A 25,850-nucleotide genomic window follows, 5' to 3' on the forward strand; every position below is an offset into this window, starting at 1 on the left:
TGGTGCCGTGGCCTTGCCAACGCGCACGCTCAGAGGTAGCCGAATGCTGCCATTGCCTCGGCCGCCGTGGTGACGCAATGGCGGTTGATCTCTGGCGGGAGTTCGTTTTGCCAGGACTGCGCCCGTTCCTTGAGGAAGGGCTGCGACAGGTTCAAATGGCTCTGATCGTTGCGCAACACAGGCGCTCGTTGCGTATTGTCGAGCATGTTTTCCTCGAACGGCAGGCCGAGGAAAAACGTAGTGCAAGACAGTGCGATGCGCGGATCGGACACGAGGTCTTCGTAGCGAACGAGCAGATAGTTCGTTCGCCCCTGCATCGCTTTGAAAAGATGCAGGTTGGTGTAGTTCCAGAGGCGGGGGAAGTACTCGTCGATCCCCTGAGGGGCCCACGTCACATTTCTCAGCGATGCCATCGCGCCGCGAACGTCGCGGACGATGTGGATGAACTTGAGATTTGAGTTGAGCAGGCCGACCTGTTCGAGCTTACGGATGGACAGCAGGTCGTCCGGGGTCTTGTCGCCGCAGACGTGTTTGCCCGTGTTGCTTGCGATGCGGCCGTAGATCGCTGACAGGACGCCCGCGAGCGTCGGTTCGGCTTGCGCAAGCACGGCTTCGACTTCCTGAACCGAGATGTACGGTTCAAGCACTTCGCGGTAGTCATCGGTCGAGATAATGATCTCGGCGATGATTTTGCGCGCGGCCGGCCAATCGCTGATGCAGCCGATGACGTGAGCGACCGGGCCGATGAACGTGGTTTGATTCGGAATGAATATCGCACTGTGGAGATTGAGGGATTCTTTGAAGAGGGTGGTGCCCGATCTCGGCGAGCCGAACAGGATGAACATTATGTTGCTGACTATCTAGAGGGATATGGGGATGGGATTCGATCTCCGGCGCAGGGAGCGCTTTGGGCGAACGGCGCAGCCGGAGGCAGCTTGCTTCGTAAAAGTCGGGATGGCGCAAATTCCAACCGACACCGCAGACATGTCCGCTCGGAAGCGCGCCGCTCGACGCGGCCCTGTCGAGCGACATGACGTTCCGGAGTTGGGCATGCTGAACGAGTGACGTGCAAGCCTAATCCACTTAACTGCGCCGCCGAGACATGGCGACCATAGCGTCCAGTCCTTACGGCGGGCGGCGCCCGATGGTGTTGAAGCTAATCGTTTTCGTAGTGTAGCGCGGTTGGAGAGATGATGGCGTTTTGTAATTTTTCATAATGAAATTTTCGGATTGTAACAACTGTAACGGTTTTGGAATTTGTGTCGGCATCCGGTGCGGGCGTATGGCGTGTAATCAATCGTGAGCGGGCTCGTGCGATGTTCTGACGAGCGCTTACGAGATTTCTTGCCACTGGACTGGGTGCGTAGAGGGCGCTTGTCGAGCGTGAGCCGGCTTGCTCGTTTCGCGACTTTTCATCAAACTTGCATTTTCGATGCATGACTCGCCTGCCAATTGGCAAGGGGCGAGTTTTCCTGATTCTGAAATGACTGTCTCCACGTTGCAGCCCGGATTTGGGCGGGGATTGACCATATCGATCGTCGTGTACCGGCCGGACATGACAGTGTTGATGCGGACCGCGTACAGTCTGTGCGTTGCCGTCGTCAGACTTCGCAGCCGGTGGCCAGCATTGCCGATCTTCGTCTACCTCGTGAACAACGACGGCGCACATGATCTCTCTCCGGCGTCAGATTTGCTGCGCGATTACGGCATCGGCAGCGCAGTCCTGTCAGGACACGGCAATGTCGGCTATGGATGCGGGCACAATCTTGCAATCGATCAGATCGACAGCGGGTATCACCTCATCCTGAATCCGGATATCGATCTCGATAACGATGCGCTGGCGTGTTCGCTTGACTTCTTCGACCGTCATCCCGCTCTCGGCTTGTTGTCCCCTTTCATTGCAGGCGAGGACGGGCACATTCAATATCTTTGTCGACGTGTTCCGACTGTCCTCGATCTTTTTGTGCGCGGTTTCCTGCCGGTTCGTTTGCGAAAGCCATTCGGCGCGCGTCTTGCGCGGTATGAGATGCGTGATCGGATCAACGAGCGGGACGTCGTTTGGGAACCGCCGATCGTCAGCGGTTGTTTCATGTTGTTTCGAACGGACGTGCTCAAATCGCTTGCTGGCTTCGATGCGCGCTACTTCCTTTATTTCGAGGACTATGATCTCAGCTTGCGCGCGCACGACGTGACGCGCGTCGCCTATGTTCCCGACGTGCGCATCGTGCATTACGGCGGAGGGGCGGCTCGTAAGGGATGGTTGCACGTCCGCTTGTTTGTCGCGTCGGCATTTAAGTTCTTTAATCGTTTCGGCTGGAGATGGTGGTGAGTCGAATTCTCGTGACTGGCGCGAACGGTTTTGTGGGGCGTGCGGCGTGTGAGTCCCTTCTGAATCGCGGACATCACGTGACAGGACTCGTCAGACGGGCGGGCGGTTGCGTTCATGGCGTAGTGGAATGGGTTGACGATCGCGCCGATTTCGTCGGTCTCGATGACAATGCATTTCGGTCGGGCGAGGTGATCGACTGCGTCGTCCACCTAGCTGCCCGTGTACATGTCATGCGAAATGGCGTGCGCGATCCACAGGCAGCTTTCGACGCGACCAACGTGACTGGAACATTGCGGATCGCACGTGCTGCTCGTCAGCTGGGCGCGCGCCGCTTCGTGTTCGTGAGTAGCATCAAGGCGGTGGCGGAACGCGACGGCGGCGTGCCGTTGACCGAAGACGCCGAGCCGCGCCCCGAAGATGCCTATGGGCGTTCGAAGTGGAAAGCGGAAGAGGCGCTGCGACAGCTCGGGCGAGCGTCCGGAATGGAGATTGTGATCATCCGTCCACCACTCGTCTATGGGCCGGGCGTGCGGGCGAATTTCTTGAGTCTCATGCGTGTAGTTGCGCGTGGCGTTCCACTGCCGCTTGGAATGATCAGCGCGCGGCGCAGCCTCTTGTACGTTGGTAATCTCGCCGATGTGCTGACATGCTGCGTGGACGATCCGAGAGCAGCCAATTGCACCTTTCATGTGGCCGACGACGACGCACCGACGGTAACGGATCTGCTGAAAGTTATTGGCGAGCAGTTGAACAAGCCAGCACGACTCTTTCCAGTGCCAACGCGAGCGCTGTACCTGTTGGGGCGCGTGATGGGACGCACGCCGCAAATCGAGCGGCTGACCGGCAGTCTTCGCGTAGATGCATCGCTGATACGTCGCACGCTCGACTGGCGCCCCCCATTTTCTACACGTGAAGGTTTGTGTGCGACCGCTCGATGGTATCGAACCACTTGTTCTCCCGAGTAGAATTCCGTCATGCTGAATGGTTTGGTTTCTCCGTGGCTGGGCGCCATCGGAATTTTCCTGTGCGCAGCGGCGGTGTGCGCTGCGATCTTGCGTGGTTTGCTGGCGACCGGTCTTGCGTGGCGCTTGGCGACCGACGTCCCCAATGACCGTTCGCTTCATGTTCGTCCGACGCCGCGCGTCGGCGGATGGGGGGTCGTGCCGGTGTCGGTTGCGGCCATGATGCTCTTCACCCCCGAACTTTGGGTGATCGCCTTGCTCACATTGGGACTCGCAACCATGTCTCAAGTCGACGATCGCCGAGGCTTGTCGGCGCGCGTGCGATTCGCTGGACATCTCTTGGCTGTGGCGACATTGATGCTCGCGTATCCGGCTTTGGCGCCGTGGTGGTGGCTGACGCTCGTTGCTTTTCTGATGTTATGGCTCATCAATCTCTATAATTTCATGGATGGCGCGGACGGACTGGCGGGTGGCATGACTCTGTTCGGTTTCGGCGCTTATTCAGCCGCGGCGTTTCTGGCGCCGAATTCGTCACCGGGACTTGCGCTCGCATCCGCAGCGATCGCGGGAGCGGCAGGGGGGTTCCTGTGGTTGAACTTTCACCCGGCGAAACTCTTTCTCGGCGATGCCGGATCTATTTCCGTCGGTTTCCTCGCGGGCGCGTTCGGCTACTGGGGGTGGCGCACGGGTGCATGGCCGATCTGGTTTCCGGCCATGGTGTTTGCTCCCTTTATATGTGACGCATCCGTAACATTACTGAGACGTTTGTTACGAGGTGAGAAGTTTTGGCAAGCGCATCGCGAGCATTACTATCAGCGGGTGATTCGTTCGGGCGTCGGACACGCGCGTATGGCGGAGTGTGCATACGTCATCATGTGCGCCGGTATCGCCGCGGCACTGTGGGCGTTGGGCCGATCGACATGCAAGCAATGGGCCGTATTCTGCCTGTGGTACGGCGTACTGGCGATTGTCGGTGCCGCGATTGATCTCCGATGGCATCACGTATCCGCAGCGAAAACAAAATAGCTATACGAGGTTTGCCACTTATGATTAGACCAAAAGCATCGTGGCTGTCGCTAAGCGCATTCTTGTTCGACTTGACGGCAGTTTGCGGCGCATGGCTGATTGCTTATCTTGTCAGATTCAATGGTTCCGTTCCGGGAGAGTTCCTGTCCGGTGGACTAATCGCGCTCGCCTGGATCATCCCTGTGTATGGGGTGATGTTTCATGTGTTTGGGCTCTATCGTGGCCTTTGGGTGTTCGCGAGTTTGCCCGACTTGGTACGGATTTCCAAAGCGGTCATATTCGGCAGCTTGATTGTGATGATCGGTGCCGTCATGTTGCAACCTGCGCCGATCATCCCGCGTTCGGTGCTCGTGCTGACGCCGATGCTGTTGTTCCTGGCAATGGGTGGTGCCCGTGCGCTTTATCGCACGACGAAGGAGTTTTACCTGTACGGCGGACTCGTGGGCCAGGGTAAGCCGGTCCTCGTGCTCGGTGCGGGTTCTGCGGGCGCGAGCCTCGCGCGCGAGCTGTCGCGCTCCGGCGAATGGCGTCTCGCCGGCCTGCTCGACGACGATCCCGCGAAGCACGGGCGCGAAGTCTACGGCTACAAGGTGCTCGGCCCCATTAGCGAAGTCGCGCACTGGGCCGAGACCGCGAAGGCCGAATACGCGATCATCGCGATCCCGTCCGCTTCGGTCGAAGCGCAGCGCCGCGTCGCCACGCTCTGCGTGCGCGCCGGCGTCAAGGCGATGGTGCTGCCGTCACTGACCGCGCTGATGCCGGGCCAGGGCTTCCTGTCGCAGATCCGTCAGATCGACCTCGAAGATCTGCTCGGCCGCGAGGCCGTCACGATCGACACGCCGCACGTCGAAGCGCTGCTGCGCGGCCGCGTCGTGATGGTGACGGGCGCGGGCGGCTCGATCGGCTCGGAGCTGTGCCGTCAGATCCTGAAGTTCGAGCCCGCGCAGCTGATCGCGTTCGATCTGTCCGAATACGCGATGTATCGCTTGACGGAAGAGCTGCGCGAGCGCTTCCCAGATCTGCCCGTCGTGCCGATCATCGGCGATGCGAAGGATTCGCTGCTGCTCGATCAGGTGATGTCGCGCTACGCGCCGCACATCGTGTTCCATGCAGCGGCATACAAGCACGTGCCCCTGATGGAGGAGCTCAATGCGTGGCAGGCGCTGCGCAACAACGTGCTCGGCACCTATCGCGTCGCGTGCGCGGCGATTCGCCACGACGTCAAGCATTTCGTGCTGATCTCGACCGACAAGGCCGTGAATCCGACGAACGTGATGGGCGCGAGCAAGCGCCTCGCCGAGATGGCCTGTCAGGCGCTGCAGCAGACGAGCGCGCGCACGCAGTTCGAGACGGTGCGCTTCGGCAACGTGCTCGGCAGCGCGGGAAGCGTGATTCCGAAGTTCCAGCAGCAGATCGCGAAGGGCGGCCCGGTGACGGTCACGCACCCGGAGATCACGCGTTTCTTCATGACGATCCCCGAGGCGTCGCAGCTCGTGCTGCAGGCGTCGAGCATGGGGCAGGGCGGCGAGATCTTCATCCTCGACATGGGCGAGCCGGTGAAGATCGTCGATCTTGCGCGCGACTTGATTCGCCTGTACGGCTTCACCGAGGACCAGATCCGCATCGAGTTCAGCGGGTTGCGTCCGGGCGAGAAGCTCTACGAGGAACTGCTCGCCGACGACGAGACGACCACCCGCACGCCTCATCCGAAGCTGCGCACCGCGAAGGCGCGCGAGGTGCCGGATCATCTGCTCGACGAACTGCTGCCGTGGCTGATGCAGCACCGCGTGTTGAGCGACGACGAAGTGCGGCGCGATCTGCGGCGCTGGGTGCCTGAGTATCAGCCGGCCGTCGGCCCGACGCTGCAGAGCGTGCCGACCGGCAACGGGGTTGTCGCGGGCATCGGGCGCGAGGCCGGACGCTGAAGCGCTGGGCGGCGCGCGAAGCCCGCCCATGCGAGCGTGCGCGAGTCAGGCGAAGACGCGCCCGGCCCGGATTCGCCGGATCGAATCCGCTGGCCATGCGACGCTGCTCGTTCGGCAAGTCCGATTGCAAGTCCAGTCGCAAGTTCGACGGCGGGCCCGATAGCCGGTCCGATACGGCCGCACGGGCATCAATCGGGCCGGCTGAAGCGATTCGCGAAAGGAAGCCGAGCCACGGCTCTTGCAGAGTTTGTCGGCGCATGCGGACCGGAGCCATTGGCTTCCCGGCGTCGCTTCGTCGAAAAGCGTCGCGCTCGCCCGAAACGGGCTGCTCGAAAAAAAGCGCGAGTCGATTTCGACTCGCGCTTTCTGATAGCCTGCCGCTTTGTCCGCCCCGCATCACCGCTTCGGCTGCTGCTTGCGGATCACCATCCACCGCGGCGACTTGAACCTGACGATGCTCACATAGAGCCACACGTAAGTGAGCGCGAACACGATCACGAATGCGAACAGGTGGATCGTGTGCTGCCAGAAGAGCGTCGCGGGAACCACCGCGACGAGGCAGAGCAGCCACAGATACGGCGACGTCAGCGAGTTGCGGCGGGTCAGCTCGTGCGCTGTGCGCGTGCCGACCGCCCAGCGCATCAGCCGCTTGTAGACGAGCATGTGCAGGTGCACGCCGTCCGGGATGCCGGGCGACATGCCGCGCACGAACTTCTTCCGGTAGATCGAGAAGCAGGTCTCGAAGATCGGATACATGAAGAGCAGCACCGGATACCACGCGGACACTTCGCGATGCCGCATCACGAGCGAAATCGCGAGCTCGGCGAGCATGAAGCCGATGAAGTACGCGCCGCCGTCGCCGAGGAAGATGAGGCCCGCCGGGAAGTTCCAGATGAAGAAGCCCATGATCGCGCCCATCATCACGATCGAGCCGGACATCACGACGGGATCGCCCACCTGGAACGCGACATACGCGAGCGACGCGAACATCATGAACGCGACCATCGACGCGAGGCCGTTGAAGCCGTCGATGATGTTGACCGCGTTCGCGAGCGCGGCGACGGCGAGCACCGTGACCGCGGCCGAGATCGCCGCGTAGCCGAGCAGGAAATCGAGGGGCGGCACGCTGATGCGCGTGATCGCGATGCCCATCAGCACGAACGCGAGCGCCGCGGCCGCCATCGTGCAGACGAGCCGCACGGCGGGCGTGACCTTCTTCGTCACATCTTCGATCAGGCCGGATGCGAATGCGGGCAGCCCGCACGCGGCGAGCCCGAGGATGCTGCCCGCGATGGCCGGATACCTGCGCGACAGCAGCGCCGTCGCGACCACGAGCCCGATCAGGATGCCGATGCCGCCCACACGGGGCACCGGCCGCGCATGGAATTTCTGCACGCCGGCAAGATCGTTGTCGATCGAGAATTTCTCGTGCAGGTGCGCATAGCGGACGATGAGCAGCGTGACGAGAAGCGAGACGATGAAGCCGACGGCGAAGCTGAGCATGGACGTGCCCGGAAATTGGACAGCGGATTATACAAAACCGCGCGGGTTGTTTTCCTGCCAGCGCCAGTGGTCCGCGCACATCCGGTCGAGGTCGTATTCGGCCTGCCAGCCGATGGTCTCGGCTGCGGCGGCGGGGTTCGCGTAGCACTCGGCGACGTCGCCCGGGCGCCGCGCGACGAGCTCGTACGGCACCGGCCGCCCGGACGCCTTCTCGAATGCGCGCACGACTTCGAGGACGCTGTAGCCGCGGCCCGTGCCGAGGTTGACGGTGAGGCTCGCGTCGCGCTGCTCAAGCGCGTCGAGGGCCGCGATGTGGCCGCGCGCGAGGTCGACGACGTGAATGTAGTCGCGCACGCCGGTGCCGTCGGGCGTCGGGTAGTCGTTGCCGAACACGCGCAGCTTCTCGAGCTTGCCGACCGCGACCTGCGCGACGTACGGCATCAGGTTGTTCGGGATGCCAGCCGGGTCTTCGCCGATGAGGCCGCTCTCGTGCGCGCCGACCGGGTTGAAGTAGCGCAGCGTCGCGACGCGCCAGGCCGGATCGGCGAGCTCGACGTCGCGCAGGATCTGCTCGGCCATCAGCTTCGTCTGGCCGTACGGGTTGGTCGCCGACAGCGGGAACGTCTCGTCGATCGGCGAGCGCTCGGGCACGCCGTACACGGTCGCCGACGAGCTGAACACGATCCGCTTCACGTTTCGGTCGCGCATCACGCGCAGCAGCGACAGCAGGCTGTCGAGGTTGTTGTGGTAATACTCGACGGGCTTCGCGACCGATTCGCCGACCGCCTTCAGCGCCGCGAAGTGGATCGCGGCCGTGATCGGATGGGCGTCGAAGATCGGCGCGAGCGCGCGCGCGTCGCAGACGTCGACTTCATGGAACGCCGGCGCCTTGCCGGTGATTTTCTCGATCCGCGCGATCGCCTCGCGCTTGCTGTTGACGAGGTTGTCGGCGATCACGACGTCGTAGCCGTGCTCGAGCAGCTCGACGGCGGTGTGCGAACCGATATACCCTGCGCCGCCGGTGACGAGGATCGTGCCCTTCGTGCTCATTGCTGATTGCTCCGTCAAAGTGTGACGCCCGTCAGGGCGGAAATGGTCTGATGATACCGTTCGACGACCTTCGCTTCGTCGAATTCCTCGGCGACCTTCTGCCTGCCGCGCTCGCCCATCGCGCGGCGCTCGGCCGCGCTCATGTCGAGCATCCGCGCGAGCCGCGCGGCGAGGCTCGCGCTGTCGCGCGCCGCGCACAGGAGGCCCGTGACGCCGTCGGCGACGACGTCGCGGCAGCCCGGCACGTCGGTCGCGACGATCGGGCGGCCCATCGCGGACGCCTCCATCAGCGTGCGCGGCACGCCTTCGCGATACGACGGCAGCACGACGCAATCGGCATCGGCGATGTGCGGCCGCACGTCGTGCGCTTCGCCGAGATAGTCGATCACGCCTTCGCGCACCCACGCGTCGACGTCGGCCGGCGGGATCGCGCTCGGGTTGTCGACGCCGACGGGGCCGAGCAGCGCGAAGCGCGCGTGCGGGTAGCGCGTGCGCAGCGCGCGCGCCGCGTCGACGTACTCGCGCACGCCCTTGTCCCACAGCAGGCGGCCGATCAGCACGAACGTGAACGTATCGCGCTCGGGCAGCGGCGCGAGCGCGAACTGCTCGAGGTCGACGCCTTCGCCGTGCAGCAGGCGCGCGCGCTCCGGATGCGCGAGGAGCTGCTCGTGCGTGAACGTGTCGAGGTCGTCGCGGTTCAGGAACCAGATTTCGCGCGGGAAGCGGAACGCGAAGCGGTACAACGTCTTCGCGACCTGCGCGGCGCGGCTCTTCCGGATGAACACGTAGCCGAGGCCCGTCGTCACCGCGATCGACGGCGCGCGCGCGAGCCACGCGGCGATCGAGCCGTAGATGTTCGGCTTGATCGTGTAATGGAACACGAGATCGGGCTTGATCTCCCGATAGTGCCGATAGAGCGCGGCGAGCGTGCGCAGGTCTTCGCGCGGGCTCGTGCCCTTCGATGCGACGGGCAGCGCCGCGTAGCGGCAGCCCATCCGCACGAGCGGCTCGACCGTGCGGTCGCGCGGCGCGAGCACCGTCACCTGCGCGCCGCGCGCGATCAGCATGCGGATCAGGCCTTGCCGGTACGTATAGATCGCCCACGCAGTATTGCAGACGAGAACGATGCGCGGGGCAGAAGCGGAACTCATGTCGGGCTGGAAAAAATAATCGGACGCTCGGGCAAAAATGGCGGGAAGCGGTGCGTCACGCCGCGCCGCGCGGCGCGAACAGCAAGCGCTTCGCGCGCTGCAGCGTCGAGTAGGGCGTTACAAAATGAAGCAGATTCTTCGCGACGCCGAGCCAATCGTAAGGATTGAGCGGATTGAAGTAATGCAGCGCCAGCGCGAGCGTCGACGCGATCTGCCGGCGCCGCTTCGTCGCGCTGATGCCGCCCTCGTTCAATTCGTAATACAAACCGAGCTCCGGCAAATTCGCGCAATCGTAGCGTTCCATTAACCGTAAAAAAAGATCGAGGTCTTCCGCCGCGCGATATTTGATCCGGTAATTGCCGACCGCCTTGACCGCCGCGACGTCGAGCATCATCGACGGATGCACGAACGGCGAGCGCAAGAAGCGCGTGCGGCGCAGCGTCGCCGGATCGGCGGCGGGCGTCAGCATGAAGAGCGGGCGGCCGTCGCGCGACACGACCTGCGTCCACGTGCCGAGGCCCGCGACGTCCGGATGCGCATCGAAATACGCGCGCTGCTTCGCGAGCCGGCCGGGCGCGGCGAGGTCGCCCGCGTCGATGCGCGCAGCAAAGCGGAAGCCGCGCGCGGCGAGCGCGTCGATGCCGGCCGCGAGCGCGCGCTCGATTCCGCCGTTTCGCGGCAACCGCAGCACGTCGATCGCGAGGCCCGGCAGTTCGGGCGCGGCGATCGGCGGCGTGCTGCCGTCGTCGACGACGAGCACGCGCACGGGCGCGTCTTCGCGAAACGACATCAGCGTGCGCAGCAGATCGTCGTGCGCGTTGTACGCGGGAATCAGCACCGCGACATCGTCGAGCGAGCGGGCGGCGCCGGGCGTGGCGAAAGAGGGCGTCATGGGCGCAGCTTCAGGCGGATGTAATAGAAATTGACCGACGCGGCGGCGAGATAGCCGGTGGCGAGGCCCGCGAGCGCACCGTAGAGGCCGAGCGCGGGAATCGCGATCAGGTTGACGAGTGCGGCGAGCGCGAGCGCCATCGACCATTTCGCGAGCAGGACGAACTTCGCCTGATACTTGAGCACGACGAGATTGCCGATCGCCTCGATGCCGGCCGGCACCGACAGCCATACCGCCCAGCGGAACACGTCGACCGACGTCTCGAAGCCGGGGCCGAACACCTGGCGGATGATGAAGCCCGCGAGCAGGTCGAGCACGAGCGCGCCCGCGATCATCAGCGCGGCCGTCATGCCGATGAGGCGCCACACGTTGCGGCGCAACTGCAGCGCGTCCTGCACGCGGTAGACGAACGCGGGCGCGATCGTCTGCGCGAGCATCAGCGCGAGCGTGATCCAGTTCTCGTTCAACTGCTGCGCGGCCGCGTAGCGGCCGAGCTCGGCGAACGACACGTAGCGCTCGAGCATCAGCCGGTCGAGCTTCAGGAACAGGTACATGCAGACGAGGCCGAGCCAGAATACGGTGCCCGTCGTCGCGAATTCGCGCACGAGCGGCCGCTCGACGCGCCAGCCGAGCGCACCGCCGTTGCGGCTGCGGTAATACCAGATCAGCGCGGCCGCGATCGCCGCGGCTTCGAGCGCCCACAGCCAGCCGAAGCGCGCGGGCGCGGTGCCCGCGCGCACGAGGAGCCACACGAGCGCCATCTTCGCGAGCGCGGCGGCGAGGCTCGCGAGCAATTGCGGCTTGCTGTACGTCATGCTCTGCAGCCACGCATTGACGATGCCGACGAACGGCTCGCGCAGCACGAGCGTGACGGCGAGCCCCGCCAGCATCGCGCCGACGAGCGGATCGAACGCGCCCGCGGCGATCGCCGCCCATGTGAGCGCGAGCGCCGCGACCGACACGGCGAAGCGCAGCGCGAACGCGCTGCCGAGCACGGCGCCCAGTTGCGCGCCCGCGCGCTGGACGATCGTCGGCACGAGGATCTCCGCGCCGCAGACCCATGTGAGCGGCGCGAGGACGAGGAGGAGCGTGTTCGCGTATTGCCATTTGCCGAACGCTTCAGGGCCGAAGTAGCGGGCGAGGAGGCCGCTCACGACGATCGCGACGCCGATCTGCGTGACGCGTTCGACGCCGAGCCACGCGAGGTTCGCGACGGCCTTGGCGACGTCGGGATTCGAAAGCCTGGATTTCAGCATGGCGCGCAGCAGGAAAACGTGCGCGAGATGACCGGGCCGGCCGTCCGCGGGAGCGGTTTTGCTGCAATGAAGCAATCAGGCATTAAAATGGGCGCGATCGGCGTAGCTGAAACCAGCGATTATAAGTTGGATCGGATTCGCTTCCGGCATCGGCAATGCCGTGCATTGCCCCGCGTCGGTCGGTTCGGGCGACAATTTTTTACGCATTCGCGTTGAGGCGGCCAAAATTTTTATGGACGACACAGAGAGTGAATCGATGATCTCCCAATCCATCTTCAAGGCATACGATATTCGGGGCGTGATTGGCAAGACGCTCGACGCCGACGTCGCGCGTGCGATCGGCCGCGCGTTCGGCAGCGAAGTGCGCGCGCAGGGCGGCGATGCGGTCGTCGTCGCGCGCGACGGTCGGCTGTCGGGCCCCGAGCTCGTCGGCGCGCTCGCAGAAGGGCTGCGCGCGTCGGGCGTCGACGTCGTCGACGTCGGCATGGTGCCGACGCCCGTCGGCTATTTCGCGGCAAGCGTGCCGCTCGCGCTCGCGAACGGCGAGCGCCGGATCGATTCGTGCATCGTCGTCACGGGCAGCCACAATCCGCCGGATTACAACGGCTTCAAGATGGTGCTGCGCGGCGCCGCGATCTACGGCGACCAGATCCAGGCCCTCTACCAGCGCATCGTCGACGCGCGTTTCGAAACCGGCAGCGGTTCGTATGAGCAATACGACGTCGCCGATCAATACGTCGATCGCATCGTCGGCGACATCGAGCCCGCGCGGCCGCTGAAGCTCGTCGTCGACGCGGGCAACGGCGTCGCGGGCCCGCTCGCCGCGCGCCTGTTCAAGGCGCTCGGCTGCGAGCTCGTCGAGCTCTTCACCGACATCGACGGCAACTTCCCGAACCACCATCCGGACCCGGCGCACCCGGAGAACCTGCAGGACGTGATCGCGAAGCTGAAGGAAACCGATGCCGAGATCGGTTTCGCGTTCGACGGCGACGGCGATCGTCTCGGCGTCGTCACGAAGGACGGCCAGATCATCTATCCGGATCGCCAACTGATGCTGTTCGCCGAGGAAGTGCTGTCGCGCAACCCGGGCGCGCAGATCATCTACGACGTGAAGTGCACGCGCAATCTCGCGCACTGGGTGCGCGAGAAGGGCGGCGAGCCGCTGATGTGGAAGACGGGCCATTCGCTCGTGAAGGCGAAGCTGCGCGAAACGGGCGCGCCGCTCGCGGGCGAGATGAGCGGCCACGTGTTCTTCAAGGATCGCTGGTACGGCTTCGACGACGGTCTCTACACCGGCGCGCGCCTGCTCGAGATCCTCGCGCGCGTCGCGGATCCGAGCGCGCTCCTGAACGGCCTGCCGAACGCGGTGTCGACGCCCGAGCTGCAACTGAAGCTCGAGGAAGGCGAGAACGTGAAGCTGATCGACAAGCTGCGCGCCGACGCGAAGTTCGACGGCGCCGACGAGGTCGTGACGATCGACGGCCTGCGCGTCGAATATCCGGACGGCTTCGGCCTCGCGCGCTCGTCGAATACGACACCCGTCGTCGTGCTGCGCTTCGAGGCGACGACCGAGGCGGCGCTCGCGCGGATCCAGGACGATTTCCGGCGCGCGCTGAAGGCGGCGAAGCCGGACGCGAACCTGCCGTTCTGAGCTTGACTTCAGCGCGTTGCGCCGCGCGGGCGGCATGGCCGGCCTTGCGCTGACGCAAGCCCTGTCGAAAAAGCGGCGACGCATTCGTGCGTTCGCCGCTTTTTGTCTGTGCCGGCCGCCCGGCGCGATAAAATCCGTCCTTTCGGCCAGTGCCGGCGGCTGCCGGCCATCTCTTTCAGCGTGCAAAAAATTCTGATCGTGCGCGTGTCGTCGCTCGGCGACGTCGTGCATAACATGCCGGTGATCGCCGACATTCACCGGCGCCATCCCGATGCGCAGATCGACTGGCTCGTCGAGGAAGGCTTCGCCGACCTCGTGCGGCTCGTCGACGGCGTGCGCAACGTGCTGCCGTTCTCGCTGCGGCGCTGGCGCAGGCAGCCCGGCTCGTCCGCGACGTGGCGCGAGATCCGCGCGTTCCGGCGGCGCCTCGCGCAAGAGCGCTACGACCTCGTGATCGACTGCCAGGGGCTCATCAAGACCGCGTGGGTCGCGAGCTGGGCGCGCGGGCCGCTCGTCGGCCTCGGCAACCGCACCGACGGCGCCGGCTACGAATGGCCAGTGCGCTTCTTCTATGACAAGCGCGTGCCGATCGCGCCGCGCACGCACGTCGTCGAGCGTTCGCGGCAGCTCGTCGCGGCCGCGTTCGGCGATCCCGCGCCGACGCCCGGCGATTCGATCGACTTCGGCCTCGACACGCGCGGCGCGTCGCGCGCGCTCGCGTCGCTCGAACTGAACCTGCCGGTGCCGTACGTCGTGTTTGTCCATGCGACGTCGCGCGCCGACAAGCAATGGCCCGACGAAGCCTGGATCGCCCTCGGCGAAGCGCTCGTGCGGCGCGGCGCGTCGCTCGTGCTGCCATGGGGCAGCGACGCCGAGCGCGCGACGAGCGAGCGCCTCGCGAAGGCGTTCGGCGCGGCGGCGATCGTGCCGCCGAAGCTGCCGCTGCCCGCGATCGTCGGCCTCATCGACGGCGCGGCGGCGACGGTCGGCGTCGACACGGGCCTCGTCCACATCGCGGCGGCGCTGAAGCGTCCAACGGTCGAACTGTACAATTTCGCGACGGCCTGGCGCACGGGCGGCTACTGGTCGCCCGACGTCGTCAATCTCGGCACTGCCGGCGCGCCGCCATCCCTTTCGCAGGTGAAGGACGCACTCGCGTCGTTCGGCCTCTTGTAATCCCGACAGGCGATCATGAGCGAATCCCAGATCATCGAAATTGCGTCCGCCGACTGGAGCGGGCAACAACTGTCCGTGCCGCGCGAGCAACTGCTCGGCGGCCTCGAGGACGGCAAGGTGCTGTTCTTTCCGCATCTGCGCTTCGCGATCGAAGGCGGCGAGGAAGCGCTCCTCGATCCCGCGCTCGCCGATCCGAAACGCAAGAACATCAGTCTCGCGCCGAACGGCGGCGCGCCCGCCGGCGTGGTCGGCGACGCCGTCACGCAATCGGCGGTGCGCGCGCTGATCGCGCGCTTCCAGAAGCAGGCGGGCACGCTCGTCGACGGGCTCTTTCCCGAGTATCGCGGCAAGCTGCGCGTCGCGCCGACGAGCCTGCGCCTGATGCAGGTCGAGACGCGCCAGACGTCGTGGCGCAAGGACGACAGCCGCCTGCACGTCGATGCGTTTCCGTCGCGGCCGAACTACGGCGAGCGGATCCTGCGCGTGTTCACGAACGTGAATCCGGCGGGCGTGCCGCGCGTGTGGCGCGTCGGCGAGCCGTTCGAGGACGTCGCGAAGCGCTTCCTGCCGCACATCAAGCCGCAGTTGCCGGGCGCCGCTTGGCTGCTCGAATTGCTGCACGTGACGAAGACGCGTCGCAGTGCATACGATCACCTGATGCTGAACCTGCACGACGGCATGAAGGCCGATCTCGACTATCAGAAGAACAGCCCGCAGCAGACGATGCCGTTCCCGTCCGGCAGCGTGTGGGTCTGCTTCTCCGATCAGGCGTCGCACGCGGTGATGTCCGGCCAGTTCATGCTTGAGCAGACCTTTTTCCTGCCGGTTGGCGCGATGGTCCAACCGGAGCGCGCGCCGCTCGGCATTCTCGAACGCCTGCAGGGCAGGGCCCTCGTTTGAGCGCGCGCGACGTTTTCATCGCCGGAGCCGCCGAGCGATGCTGAGAGCGATCTATCGTGCGCTGTGGTGGCTGATCGCGCCGCTCGCGGTGCTGCGTCTCCTGTGGCGCTCGCGCAAGGAGCGCGGCTATCGCGAGCACATCGGCGAGCGCTTCGGCTTCGGACCGGGCCGCGCGGGCGCGCGGGGTGTCGACGAACCGACGCCGATCGTCTGGGTGCACGCGGTGTCGGTCGGCGAGACGCGCGCCGCGCAGCCGCTCATCGACGCATTGATGCGCGCGCGCCCCGACGTGCACATCCTGCTCACGCACATGACGCCGAGCGGCCGCGCGACGGGCGAGCAGATCTTCGGCGAGCGCGTGTCGCGCTGCTATCTGCCGTACGATCTGCCGCACGTCGTGCGACGCTTCCTGCGTGCATGGCGGCCGTCGCTCGGACTCGTGATGGAGACCGAAGTATGGCCGACGCTCATCGACGAATGCCGTCGAGCCGACGTGCCGCTCGTGCTGACGAACGCGCGGATGTCGGCGCGCTCGTTCAGGCGCGCGGCGAAGTTCGGCTCGGCCGCGCGCGAAGTGTTCGGCGCTCTTTCGCGGGTGCTCGCGCAAAGTCCGGCCGACGCGGAGCGGTTGACGTCGCTCGGCGCACGCAACGTCGCGGTGCTCGGCAATCTGAAGTTCGACATGTCGACGCCGCCCGAGCTCGCCGCGCGAGCACGCGCGTGGCGCGCGGCGATCGGCGAGCGGCCGGTGTGGGTCGCGGCGAGCACGCGCGACGGTGAAGAGGCGCTCGTGCTCGATGCGTTCGCCGCGCTGAAGACGCCGGACGCGCTGCTGGTTCTCGTGCCGCGCCATCCGCAGCGCTTTGCGGAAGTCGCGGCGCTCGTCGAGCGGCGCGGGCTGCGCCACGTGCGCCGCACCGAATGGGCGGCCGACGCGGCAGCGGCCGCGGCCGGCCGGCCGGCCGCTTCGGCGCTGCCGGCGGACGTCGCGGTGCTGCTCGGCGATTCGATGGGCGAACTGGGCGCGTACTACGCGGCCGCCGACGTCGCGTTCATCGGCGGCAGCCTGCTGCCGCTCGGCGGACAGAACCTGATCGAGGCGTGCGCGGTCGGCGTGCCGGTGCTGATCGGGCCGCACGTGTTCAACTTCACGCAGGCCACGGCCGACGCGGTCGCGGCGGGCGCGTGCGCGCAGGTGCAGGATCCGGCCGATCTCGCGCGCACGCTCGACGAGCTGTTTGCCGATCACGCGCGCCGCATCGCGATGGGCGCGGCGGGCGCCGCGTTCGCCGCGCGGCATCGCGGTGCGACCGCGCGCACGGTCGACGTGCTGAATGCGCTGCTGCCGCCGCCGCGCGTCGTGTCGGCGGCGAGCGACGGCGGCGACGAAGAAGGTGGGCTCGACGCGGGCACGTCGATCGACTGAGCGCCGTGCGATGCCGTGCGATGGCGGCGTTGCCGCTGTCGCGGCCATCGCATCGCATCGCGCGACAGCGGCGTTTCGCCGCCTTGCGATCGCGCGACGCGGAACGCTCAAACCGTCAGCAATCCTTTCTTCTCGATGAACGCGATCACGTCGGCGACGCCGTCGAGCGCTTTCAGGTTGCACATCACGTACGGGCGCTCGCCGCGCATCTTCTTCGTGTCGGACGCCATCACGTCGAGGTTCGCGCCGACGAGCGGCGCGAGATCCGTCTTGTTGATCACGAGCAGGTCCGATTTCGTGATCCCCGGGCCGCCCTTGCGCGGAATCTTCTCGCCGCCCGCGACGTCGATCACGTAGATCGTCAGGTCCGACAGCTCGGGGCTGAACGTCGCGGCGAGATTGTCACCGCCCGATTCGATGAAGACGATGTCCGCATCCGGGAAGCGCGAGAGCATCCGGTCGACCGCCTCGAGATTGATCGACGCATCTTCGCGGATCGCCGTGTGCGGGCAGCCGCCCGTCTCGACGCCCATGATCCGTTCCTCGGGTAGCGCGCCCGCGATCGTCAGGAGGCGCTGATCTTCCTTCGTATAGATGTCGTTCGTGATCGCGACGAGGTCGTAGCGGTCGCGCATGCCCTTGCAGAGCATTTCGAGGAGCGTCGTCTTGCCGGAGCCGACGGGGCCGCCGATGCCGACGCGCAGCGGCGGGAGTTTCTTCGTGCGGCGGGCCGCCGCGGTGAGAGGTGCGTTCATTGCGAGGTCCGGGAATGCTTGGGGATGCTTACGAGCGGAACAGACGCGAATACTGCGACTCGTGCCGCGCGGACAGAATGCCGAGCTGCGGCGCGAACGTGTTGATCGCGTCGGGCGGCGTCGCGAGCGCGCGGCGCACCGCGGCGCGGATCGGCTCGCGCAGCGCGACGATGATCTTCTGGCCGGCCAGCTGACCGAGCGGCACCGCCTTGATCGCGGCGGCCGTCTGGTTTTCGACCCAGCCGAATGCGTACGCGGCGAGCGTCGCATTGGGCGTCGCGCCGTGCGCGGCGGCGGCGAACGCGAACGCGGTCGGCAGCGCGATCGGCGAGATCGATGCGAGCGTCGCGCGGCGCGCGGCGTCGCCCCATTCGAGCGACGCGCACAACTGCGCGAGCGACCAGCCCATCTGCTCGGTTTCGCGGCGCAGCTCGGACGACTCGCGGCTCGCGACGAACTCTTCGTTCGCGTCGGCGAGCGCGGTCGCGTCGTGCGCATGCCAGCGCGCGAGCTGATGCGCGAGGAACGGCAGCTCGCCGTGTGCGAGCACGTCGGTCAGGCCGCTCGCGATCCAGTCGCGGGCGCCGTCGGCGTCGCGGATCAGCGGCGCGTCGAGCGCGGCTTCGAGTCCCTGCGAATAGCTGAACGCGCCGATCGGCAGCGCCGGCGACGCGAGATGCAGCAGCGCGACGAGCTCAGCGGTGTCCATGGCCATGACCGTGCGAGCAGGACGGACCATGCTGATGATCGTGATCGTGATCGTGATCGTGATCGTGATCGTGATCGTGATCGTGATCGTGCGAGTGCGAGTGCGAGTGCGAGTGGCCGTGGTGCTCGTCGAACACTTGCTGCGCAAGCGCGTAATCCTCGGCGAACGTCGCGTCGTGGCCGTGCCGATGTCCGCCGCCGTACGCGCCGGCCTCCGGATGGAACGGCGCGTTCGCGCGCTCGATCGCCGCGCCGAGCCGTGTCAGCATGTCGGCGAGCACGGGATCGTATTCGAGCTTCAGGTAGTTCATGCCGACCTCGACCGGCGTATGCCGGTTGCCGAGGTGATACGCGGCGCGCGTGAGCGTGAGCGCGTCGGGCGCGCGCACGAGCAGCACGGCTTCGGCAGCCGCGGCGACGCGAACGAGCGCGCCGTCGTCTGCGACGAGCATGTCGCCGTCGGCGAGCACCGTGCCGCGCGGCAGCACGAGCGCGACTTCCTCGCCCGTGTCGAGCGTCGCGGCGAGCCGGCTTTTGCAGCGTGCGTCGTAGGCGAGCGTGAGCGTCGGCGCGCGCGCGATGAGCGGCGCGGCGAGCTTCACGTTCGGGGCGATGCGTTTATCGATCGTGCGCATGATGATTCTTCAGGACTTCAGAACAGGAAATAACGTTGCGCCATCGGCAGCACGGCCGCGGGCTCGCAGGTGAGCAGCGCGCCGTCGGCGACGACGTCGTAGGTCTCGGGATCGACGCTGATCGCGGGACGCCATGCGTTGTGAACCATGTCGTGCTTCGTCACCGTGCGGCAGCCGCGCACCGGCACGAGCCGCTTTGCGAGCCTGTAGCGTTCGCCGATGCCCGCGTCGAGCGCGAGCTGCGATACGAACGTGAGCGACGTGCGCGCGAGCGCGCCGCCGCGCGTCGCGAACATCTCACGGTAATGGACGGGCTGCGGCGTCGGAATCGACGCGTTCGGATCGCCCATCTGCGCGACCGCGATCATGCCGCCCTTGATGATCATCGCGGGCTTGATCCCGAAGAACGCGGGCTCCCACAGCACGAGGTCCGCCCACTTGCCCGGCTCGACCGACCCGACTTCGTGTGCGATGCCGTGCGTGAGCGCCGGGTTGATCGTGTATTTCGCGACGTAGCGCTTCGCACGGAAGTTGTCGTGGCGCGCGCTGTCCTCGGCGAGCGCGCCGCGCTGCACCTTCATCTTGTGCGCGGTCTGCCACGTGCGGATGATCACTTCGCCGACGCGGCCCATCGCCTGCGAATCGGACGACAGCATCGACAGCGCGCCGAGATCGTGCAGGATGTCCTCGGCCGCGATCGTCTCGCGGCGGATGCGCGATTCGGCGAATGCGAGATCCTCGGCGATCGACGGATCGAGGTGATGGCACACCATCAGCATGTCGAGGTGTTCGTCGAGCGTGTTGATCGTGTAAGGGCGCGTCGGATTCGTCGACGATGGCAGCACGTTCGGCTCGCCGCACACCTTCAGGATGTCGGGTGCGTGGCCGCCGCCCGCGCCTTCGGTGTGGTACGTATGGATCGTGCGGCCCTTGAACGCGGCCACCGTCGCTTCGACGAAGCCGCCTTCGTTCAGCGTATCGGTGTGGATCGCGACCTGCGTGTCGGTGTCGTCGGCGACCGCGAGACAGTTGTCGATCGCGGCGGGTGTCGTGCCCCAGTCTTCGTGCAGCTTGAGGCCGATCGCGCCGGCCTCGATCTGCTCGACGAGCGGCTGCGGCCGGCTCGCGTTGCCCTTGCCGAGAAAGCCGAGATTGATCGGCCATCCATCGGCCGCCTGCAGCATCCGCTCCATGTGCCACGGCCCCGGCGTGCAGGTCGTCGCGTTGGTGCCGGTCGCGGGGCCCGTGCCGCCGCCGAGCATCGTCGTCACGCCGGACGCGAGCGCCTCGTCGATCTGCTGCGGGCTGATGAAATGGATGTGCGTGTCGATGCCGCCTGCCGTCACGATCAAGCCTTCGCCGGCGATGATCTCGGTCGCCGCACCGATCGCGATCGTGACGCCCGGCTGGATGTCCGGATTGCCCGCCTTGCCGATCGCCGCGATGCGGCCGTGCTTGATCGCGATGTCCGCCTTCACGATCCCCCAGTGATCGAGGATCACCGCGTTCGTGATCACGGTATCCGCGACGTCGGCTGCGGGCAGCTGCGACTGGCCCATGCCGTCGCGGATCACCTTGCCGCCGCCGAACTTCACTTCTTCTCCGTAGACCGTATAGTCGCGCTCGATTTCGATCAGCAGCTCGGTGTCCGCGAGGCGAATGCGGTCGCCCGTCGTCGGCCCGTACATTTCCGCGTACGCGCGGCGGCTCAAACGTAATGTCATGTCGTCGAATCCTTCGGATGCCCGTGCGGGCGTATCTGCGAGTCGCGTCGGGGCGGGGCGCTCAGAGCGGCCCCATCACCTTGCCCTGGAAGCCGTAGACGACGCGCGCGCCCGCGAGCTCGACGAGTTCGACCGTGCGCGCCTGGCCCGGCTCGAAGCGCACCGCGGTGCCGGCCGCGATGTTTAGCCGAAAGCCGCGCGCGGCTGCGCGATCGAACGACAGCGCGTCGTTGACTTCGTGGAAGTGATAGTGCGAGCCGACCTGCACCGGGCGATCGCCCGTGTTCGCGACGACGAGCTCGATCGTCTTGCGGCCGACGTTCAGCTCGTGCTCGCCGTCGTCGGTCAGGAATTCGCCGGGGATCATGCGCCCTCCCGGCAAAGCGTGCGAAGGGCGCGGCTTCCGTTGGCGGAATGCGGGAGGGAATGAACCAGGCGGTGAATCATGGCGCGCCTTCACGGAATCGGGTGGTGGACGGTGACGAGCTTCGTGCCGTCGGGAAACGTCGCTTCGATCTGGATGTCGGGAATCATCTCGGGCACGCCTTCCATCACGTCGTCGCGCGTCAGAAGCGTCGTGCCGTAGTGCATCACTTCGGCGACCGTCTTGCCGTCGCGCGCCGCTTCCATCAGCGCGGCCGTGATGAACGCGACCGTTTCCGGATAGTTGAGCTTGAGCCCGCGGGCTCGGCGGCGTTCGGCGAGGAGCGCCGCCGTGAAGATCAACAGCTTGTCTTTTTCTCGGGGAGTCAGTTTCATGAAAGAAACATTTTGGAAAACGTAATATTCGGGCGGCGCGCGTCGCGGCGATCGCGAAGTTACTGTAGCACCGCGAACGTGCGCATGCGGTGAAGCCTTCGGGAATGAGCGAGCAAGGCACGTGCCATGCGTTTTCCGCGCGCGTTCGTGCTGCGCGGCGGTGCGACACGCACCGCAATGGCGCGTTTTCTGAAAGGCGTGCGTCAGGAACGTGCGGCGTTCAGGTTTGCCAGAGGCGCAGCGGCATCGCATCGACGCCGTGGACGATCGGGCGCAGCACGAGCCATTGCGCGATGAAGAGCCGCTGCAGCGCCTCCATCGAATGTGCGAGCGCGCGAATCAGCATCACGCCGGGCGCGACGCAGGTGACGCCAGCGCGCAGCGCATCGTCGAACGGCAGGGCGGGCGCGATCGATTCGGCGAGCGCGTCGGTGCATGCGGCGCCGAGCGCCCAGAGCGTGCCGTAGACGGGAAAGCCGCCGAGCCCTTGCGGCGCGGCGCGCAGCGGATCGGCCGCATCGAGGCGCGCGCGCTCGACCCACAGCGGCCGCCCCGACGGACCGACGATCTTCGAGAACGACGCGATGCCGCCCGTCGACCACGCTTCGCCCGCCGCCTGGCGGCCGAGCTGCGTCGCGTCCCAGCCAAGCACGCTCGCGCCGTCGCCGAGCCTCAGCACGAATTCGAGCGATGCCTGCGCGGCGTCGAAGAACAGATTGTTCTGCGGCAGCCAATCGAGCTTCGCGTGCGCGCCGACGTCGATGTCGATTCGCTGCCGCGCGTCGAGCCCGTTCGACTTGTACCACTTCGTCGCGCCGGGCGTCGTCAGCACCGCGTGCGTATCGGCGGCGAGCTTCACGTCGATCTCGAGCCGGTCGCCGCCCGCGACGCCGCCCGGCGGATGGACGATCACCGCATGGCAGATCGCGTCGCCTTCCGGATAGAGCGCGCGCTGCACGCGCAGCGGCCCGACGTGCCGGCGATGGACGAGCGCGGTGCGTCCCGTCCGCTGCCGCTCGAAGCCGAGTTCGAGCCGGGCGTGCCACGCCTTGGCGGCGGGGCGGACGAGCGAAGCGTGGGGTTCGTGGGCGGACATCGGTCGAATCGGAAAAGCGGGCGCGCTAATGCTACAGGATACCGGCTCGCTTCTGCGAGCGGGGGACGGCGCGCGAGCGGGCGGCTTCGACGCGCGCCGGCCGCTCGCGGATATCGTCCGGCGCGTGCGGAACGTTCAGTACGTTTAGTACGTTTAGTACGTCGTCCGATACGAATCGCCCCGCTCAGACCGCAATCAGCTCACGCACGCCATGCGCGTCCATCTCGCTGCCCGCGCCGCCCGCGACGATCTCGCCGCGGCTCATCACCCAGTAGCGATCGGCGATCGAGCGCGCGAAATCGTAATACTGTTCGACGAGCAGCACCGTCATTCTCGTTTCGTCGACGAGCTGCCGCAGCGTGCGGCCGATGTCCTGGATGATCGACGGCTGGATGCCTTCCGTCGGCTCGTCGAGGATCAGAAGCTGCGGCTCGCTCATCAGCGCGCGGCCGATCGCGAGCTGCTGTTGCTGGCCGCCCGACAAGTCGCCGCCGCGTCGCGCGCGCATGTCCTTGAGCACCGGGAAGAGCTCGTAGATCCGGTCGGGCACTTTCGACGGCGCCTTGCGGCTCGCCGCCCCGACGAGCAGGTTCTCTTCGACCGTGAGTCGCGGAAAGACGTCGCGGCCCTGCGGCACGTACGCGAGGCCCGCGGCGACGCGCGCGTAGGGCGGCAGCGCGCCGAGCGGCTTGCCGCGCCAAGCGACGTTGCCGCTCTTCGTGGGCACGACGCCCATCAGGCAGCGCAACAGCGTTGTCTTGCCGACGCCGTTGCGTCCGAGCAGCACGGTCAGCTCGCCGTCGTCGGCGGCGAGGCTCACGTCGCGCAGGATGTGGCTGCCGCCGTAGTACTGGTTCAGCGATTCGATCGTCAGCATCGCATCATCGTCCGAGATAAGACTCGATCACCGCTTCGTCGCGCTTCACGTGATCGAGCGTGCCTTGCGCGAGCACCGCGCCTTCCGCCATCACGGTCACGCGGCCCGTGTCGCCCGCGAGCGCCGCGACGAACTCCATGTCGTGCTCGACGACCATCATCGAGCACGTGCCGCGCAGCGTGTTCAGCAGCGCCGCGAGCGCCATCGTCTCGTGGTCGGTCATGCCGGCCGCGGGCTCGTCGAGCAGCAGGAGCGCGGGGCGCTGCATCAGCAGCATGCCGATCTCGAGCCGCTGCTTCTGTCCGTGCGACAGCTCGCCCGCGAGCCGGTACGCGCTGTCTTCGAGCCGGATCAGCGCGAGCGTCTCTTCGATCCGCGCTTGCGCCGCGCGATCGAGCCGCGCGCGCAGCGACGCGAACCAGCGCTTGTCGGTCGCCATCGCGAGCTCGAGGTTCTCCCATACCGGATGCTGCTCGAACACGGTCGGCTTCTGGAACTTGCGGCCGATGCCCGTGCGTGCGATCTCGGGCTCGCTCATTCGCGAAAGGTCGAGCGTTTGCCCGAGGAACACCTTGCCCGAGTCGGGACGCGTCTTGCCGGTGATCACGTCCATCATCGTCGTCTTGCCGGCGCCGTTCGGACCGATCACGCAGCGCAGCTCGCCTGCGTCGATCGCGAGCGACAGCTTCTTCAGCGCACGAAAGCCGTCGAAGCTTACTTCGACATCCTCGAGATAGAGGATCGTGCCGTGCGAGGTATCGATCGCGCCGGGCGCGACGACGTGCGACATCTGAGCCGTGCCGCTGACCGCGCGCAGATCGACGCCGTCCGGCTGCGCGAGATCGGGAATCATCGCGTTCTCGTTCATCGTGGCGTTCCCTTGCGTATGACGGTTTCGACGAGGCCCATGATGCCGCGCGGCAGCACGAGCGGCACGAGCACGAAGATGAGGCCGAGGAAGAACAGCCAGTATTCGGCGAAGTACGCGGTGAACACGCTCTTCGCGCCGTTGACGGCGAATGCGCCGACGATCGGGCCGATCAGCGTGCCGCGGCCGCCCACCGCAACCCAGATCGCCATCTCGATCGAGTTGCCGGGCGACATCTCGCTCGGGTTGATGATGCCGACCTGCGGCACGTACAGCGCGCCCGCGATCCCGCACAGCACGGCCGACACGACCCACACGAACAGCTTGTACGCGAGCGGGCTGTAGCCGAGGAACATGATGCGCGTCTCGCCGTCGCGGATCGCGGTGACGACGCGGCCGAGCTTGCTCGTGACGATCGCGCGCGCGGCGACGAACGACGCGACGAGCGTCGCGAAGGTCATCAGGAACAGCACCGTGCGCGTGCCGGGCGACGTGATCGCGAAGCCGGCGATGCGCTTGAAGTCGGTGAAGCCGTTGTTGCCGCCGAAGCCCGTCTCGTTGCGATAGAAGAGCAGCATCGCGGCGAACGTCGCCGCCTGCGTGATGATCGACAGATACACGCCTTTCACGCGCGAGCGGAACGTGAAGAAGCCGAACACCCACGCGACGACAGCGGGCACGAGCACGACGAGCGCGAGCGCGTATGCGAGATGCCCGGTGCCGCTCCAGTACCACGGCAGCTGGTGCCAGTCGAGGAACACCATGAAGTCGGGCAGGTCGCTGCCGTACTTGCCGTCGCGGCCGATCGCGCGCATCAGGTACATGCCGATCGCATAGCCGCCGAGCGCGAAGAAGAGGCCGTGCCCGAGGCTCAGAATGCCGCAGTAGCCCCAGACGAGATCGAGCGCGAGCGCCGCGATCGCGTAGCACATCAGCTTGCCCGCAAGCGTCATTGCATAGGATGACAGATGAAATGCGCTCGATTCGGGGGCGACGAGCGCGGCGAGCGGCACGCCGATGCCGACCGCGATGCACAGCGCGACGAGCGCGAGCCACGCGCGCCGCGACAGCAGCGTGGGGCGCGGCGGCAGGCCGAGCGCGACGCGCGACGCGGCGGGCGTTGCCGGCACGGCCGAGGCGGCGACCTGTGCGACGGGAAGAGAGTGGATCGTCGAAGTCAT

24 protein-coding genes are annotated in these 25,850 nt (G+C 66.3%); 8 read left to right on the plus strand and 16 right to left on the minus strand.

Annotated features, from left to right (window positions below; genetic code table 11):
- Nucleotides 1-29 precede the first annotated feature (29 nt).
- Nucleotides 30-845, minus strand: coding sequence for a sulfotransferase family protein (locus WS62_RS08090; RefSeq protein WP_066569899.1), 816 nt, complete (start codon nucleotides 843-845; stop codon nucleotides 30-32).
- A gap of 638 nt (nucleotides 846-1,483) precedes the next feature.
- Here WS62_RS08090 and WS62_RS08100 point away from each other — a divergent pair.
- From WS62_RS08100 to WS62_RS08115, 4 genes are read left to right on the plus strand one after another with little or no spacing between them, the layout of a single operon-like run.
- On the plus strand, nucleotides 1,484-2,329 hold the full coding sequence (locus WS62_RS08100) for a glycosyl transferase (RefSeq protein ID WP_066569904.1): 846 nt from the start codon (nucleotides 1,484-1,486) through the stop codon (nucleotides 2,327-2,329).
- Nucleotides 2,326-3,294, plus strand: a complete 969-nt coding sequence (locus WS62_RS32935) for a UDP-glucose 4-epimerase family protein (protein WP_082720795.1) — start codon at nucleotides 2,326-2,328, stop codon at nucleotides 3,292-3,294. The genes WS62_RS08100 and WS62_RS32935 overlap by 4 nt, the downstream gene beginning before the upstream one ends.
- A gap of 9 nt (nucleotides 3,295-3,303) precedes the next feature.
- Nucleotides 3,304-4,317: an MraY family glycosyltransferase gene (locus WS62_RS08110; protein WP_066569911.1), complete on the plus strand. Its 1,014-nt coding sequence runs from the start codon at nucleotides 3,304-3,306 to the stop codon at nucleotides 4,315-4,317.
- Between the two features lie 20 nt (nucleotides 4,318-4,337).
- Entirely contained in the window at nucleotides 4,338-6,242 is a 1,905-nt protein-coding gene (locus WS62_RS08115; protein WP_066569919.1) for a polysaccharide biosynthesis protein, read from the plus strand.
- Nucleotides 6,243-6,638: 396 nt separating this feature from the next.
- Here the strand turns inward: WS62_RS08115 and WS62_RS08120 are convergent, their stop codons facing one another.
- The 5 genes from WS62_RS08120 to WS62_RS08140 are packed head-to-tail and all read right to left on the minus strand — an operon-like array spanning nucleotide 6,639 to nucleotide 12,169.
- A complete protein-coding gene (locus WS62_RS08120; protein WP_066569922.1) occupies nucleotides 6,639-7,745 on the minus strand; it encodes an MraY family glycosyltransferase in 1,107 nt (368 codons plus the stop codon).
- Nucleotides 7,746-7,772: 27 nt separating this feature from the next.
- Nucleotides 7,773-8,795, minus strand: coding sequence for a UDP-glucose 4-epimerase GalE (gene galE / locus WS62_RS08125; RefSeq protein WP_066569924.1), 1,023 nt, complete (start codon nucleotides 8,793-8,795; stop codon nucleotides 7,773-7,775).
- Nucleotides 8,796-8,809: 14 nt separating this feature from the next.
- Entirely contained in the window at nucleotides 8,810-9,946 is a 1,137-nt protein-coding gene (locus tag WS62_RS08130; RefSeq protein WP_066569927.1) for a glycosyltransferase family 4 protein, read from the minus strand.
- 55 nt (nucleotides 9,947-10,001) lie between these two features.
- Complete coding sequence (locus WS62_RS08135; protein WP_066569930.1) at nucleotides 10,002-10,838, minus strand: glycosyltransferase; 837 nt, start codon at nucleotides 10,836-10,838, stop codon at nucleotides 10,002-10,004.
- Complete coding sequence (locus WS62_RS08140; RefSeq protein WP_197422784.1) at nucleotides 10,835-12,169, minus strand: lipopolysaccharide biosynthesis protein; 1,335 nt, start codon at nucleotides 12,167-12,169, stop codon at nucleotides 10,835-10,837. Before WS62_RS08140 ends, WS62_RS08135 begins: the two co-directional genes overlap by 4 nt.
- Nucleotides 12,170-12,326: 157 nt before the next feature.
- Here WS62_RS08140 and WS62_RS08145 point away from each other — a divergent pair, with 157 nt between their 5' ends.
- The 4 genes from WS62_RS08145 (at nucleotide 12,327) to waaA (ending at nucleotide 17,247) form a co-directional block, all read left to right on the plus strand.
- Nucleotides 12,327-13,745 carry a phosphomannomutase/phosphoglucomutase gene (locus WS62_RS08145; RefSeq protein WP_082720793.1) on the plus strand — a complete coding sequence of 473 codons (1,419 nt, stop codon included), beginning with the start codon at nucleotides 12,327-12,329 and terminating at the stop codon, nucleotides 13,743-13,745.
- Between the two features lie 108 nt (nucleotides 13,746-13,853).
- Complete coding sequence (gene waaC, locus WS62_RS08150) at nucleotides 13,854-14,921, plus strand: lipopolysaccharide heptosyltransferase I (protein ID WP_197422785.1); 1,068 nt, start codon at nucleotides 13,854-13,856, stop codon at nucleotides 14,919-14,921.
- A gap of 15 nt (nucleotides 14,922-14,936) precedes the next feature.
- Complete coding sequence (locus WS62_RS08155) at nucleotides 14,937-15,821, plus strand: Kdo hydroxylase family protein (RefSeq protein ID WP_066569932.1); 885 nt, start codon at nucleotides 14,937-14,939, stop codon at nucleotides 15,819-15,821.
- Between the two features lie 37 nt (nucleotides 15,822-15,858).
- Complete coding sequence (waaA, locus tag WS62_RS08160) at nucleotides 15,859-17,247, plus strand: lipid IV(A) 3-deoxy-D-manno-octulosonic acid transferase (RefSeq protein ID WP_066569935.1); 1,389 nt, start codon at nucleotides 15,859-15,861, stop codon at nucleotides 17,245-17,247.
- 107 nt (nucleotides 17,248-17,354) lie between these two features.
- Here waaA and ureG read toward each other — a convergent pair whose 3' ends face one another.
- The 10 genes from ureG to urtC all read right to left on the minus strand — a co-directional run bounded on the left by ureG (nucleotide 17,355) and on the right by urtC (nucleotide 25,850).
- Nucleotides 17,355-18,002, minus strand: coding sequence for an urease accessory protein UreG (gene ureG / locus WS62_RS08165; protein ID WP_010105841.1), 648 nt, complete (start codon nucleotides 18,000-18,002; stop codon nucleotides 17,355-17,357).
- Nucleotides 18,003-18,030: 28 nt separating this feature from the next.
- Nucleotides 18,031-18,711, minus strand: coding sequence for an urease accessory protein UreF (locus WS62_RS08170; RefSeq protein WP_066569938.1), 681 nt, complete (start codon nucleotides 18,709-18,711; stop codon nucleotides 18,031-18,033).
- Nucleotides 18,698-19,345, minus strand: coding sequence for an urease accessory protein UreE (ureE, locus tag WS62_RS08175; RefSeq protein ID WP_066569941.1), 648 nt, complete (start codon nucleotides 19,343-19,345; stop codon nucleotides 18,698-18,700). The genes WS62_RS08170 and ureE overlap by 14 nt, the downstream gene beginning before the upstream one ends.
- Before the next feature lie 17 nt (nucleotides 19,346-19,362).
- Nucleotides 19,363-21,069 carry an urease subunit alpha gene (gene ureC / locus WS62_RS08180; protein ID WP_066569945.1) on the minus strand — a complete coding sequence of 569 codons (1,707 nt, stop codon included), beginning with the start codon at nucleotides 21,067-21,069 and terminating at the stop codon, nucleotides 19,363-19,365.
- A 61-nt stretch (nucleotides 21,070-21,130) separates the two neighbouring features.
- A complete protein-coding gene (locus WS62_RS08185; RefSeq protein WP_066569947.1) occupies nucleotides 21,131-21,436 on the minus strand; it encodes an urease subunit beta in 306 nt (101 codons plus the stop codon).
- Nucleotides 21,437-21,525: 89 nt separating this feature from the next.
- Nucleotides 21,526-21,828: an urease subunit gamma gene (gene ureA, locus WS62_RS08190; RefSeq protein ID WP_066569949.1), complete on the minus strand. Its 303-nt coding sequence runs from the start codon at nucleotides 21,826-21,828 to the stop codon at nucleotides 21,526-21,528.
- 220 nt (nucleotides 21,829-22,048) lie between these two features.
- Nucleotides 22,049-22,924 carry an urease accessory protein UreD gene (locus WS62_RS08195; protein WP_066569951.1) on the minus strand — a complete coding sequence of 292 codons (876 nt, stop codon included), beginning with the start codon at nucleotides 22,922-22,924 and terminating at the stop codon, nucleotides 22,049-22,051.
- 184 nt (nucleotides 22,925-23,108) lie between these two features.
- Nucleotides 23,109-23,801 carry an urea ABC transporter ATP-binding subunit UrtE gene (gene urtE / locus WS62_RS08200; protein WP_066569954.1) on the minus strand — a complete coding sequence of 231 codons (693 nt, stop codon included), beginning with the start codon at nucleotides 23,799-23,801 and terminating at the stop codon, nucleotides 23,109-23,111.
- 4 nt (nucleotides 23,802-23,805) lie between these two features.
- Nucleotides 23,806-24,669, minus strand: a complete 864-nt coding sequence (gene urtD / locus WS62_RS08205; protein WP_059597602.1) for an urea ABC transporter ATP-binding protein UrtD — start codon at nucleotides 24,667-24,669, stop codon at nucleotides 23,806-23,808.
- Nucleotides 24,666-25,850, minus strand: coding sequence for an urea ABC transporter permease subunit UrtC (gene urtC / locus WS62_RS08210; protein ID WP_066569956.1), 1,185 nt, complete (start codon nucleotides 25,848-25,850; stop codon nucleotides 24,666-24,668). Before urtC ends, urtD begins: the two co-directional genes overlap by 4 nt.

This window comes from Burkholderia sp. ABCPW 14, assembly GCF_001523835.1.
GTDB lineage: Bacteria > Pseudomonadota > Gammaproteobacteria > Burkholderiales > Burkholderiaceae > Burkholderia > Burkholderia mayonis.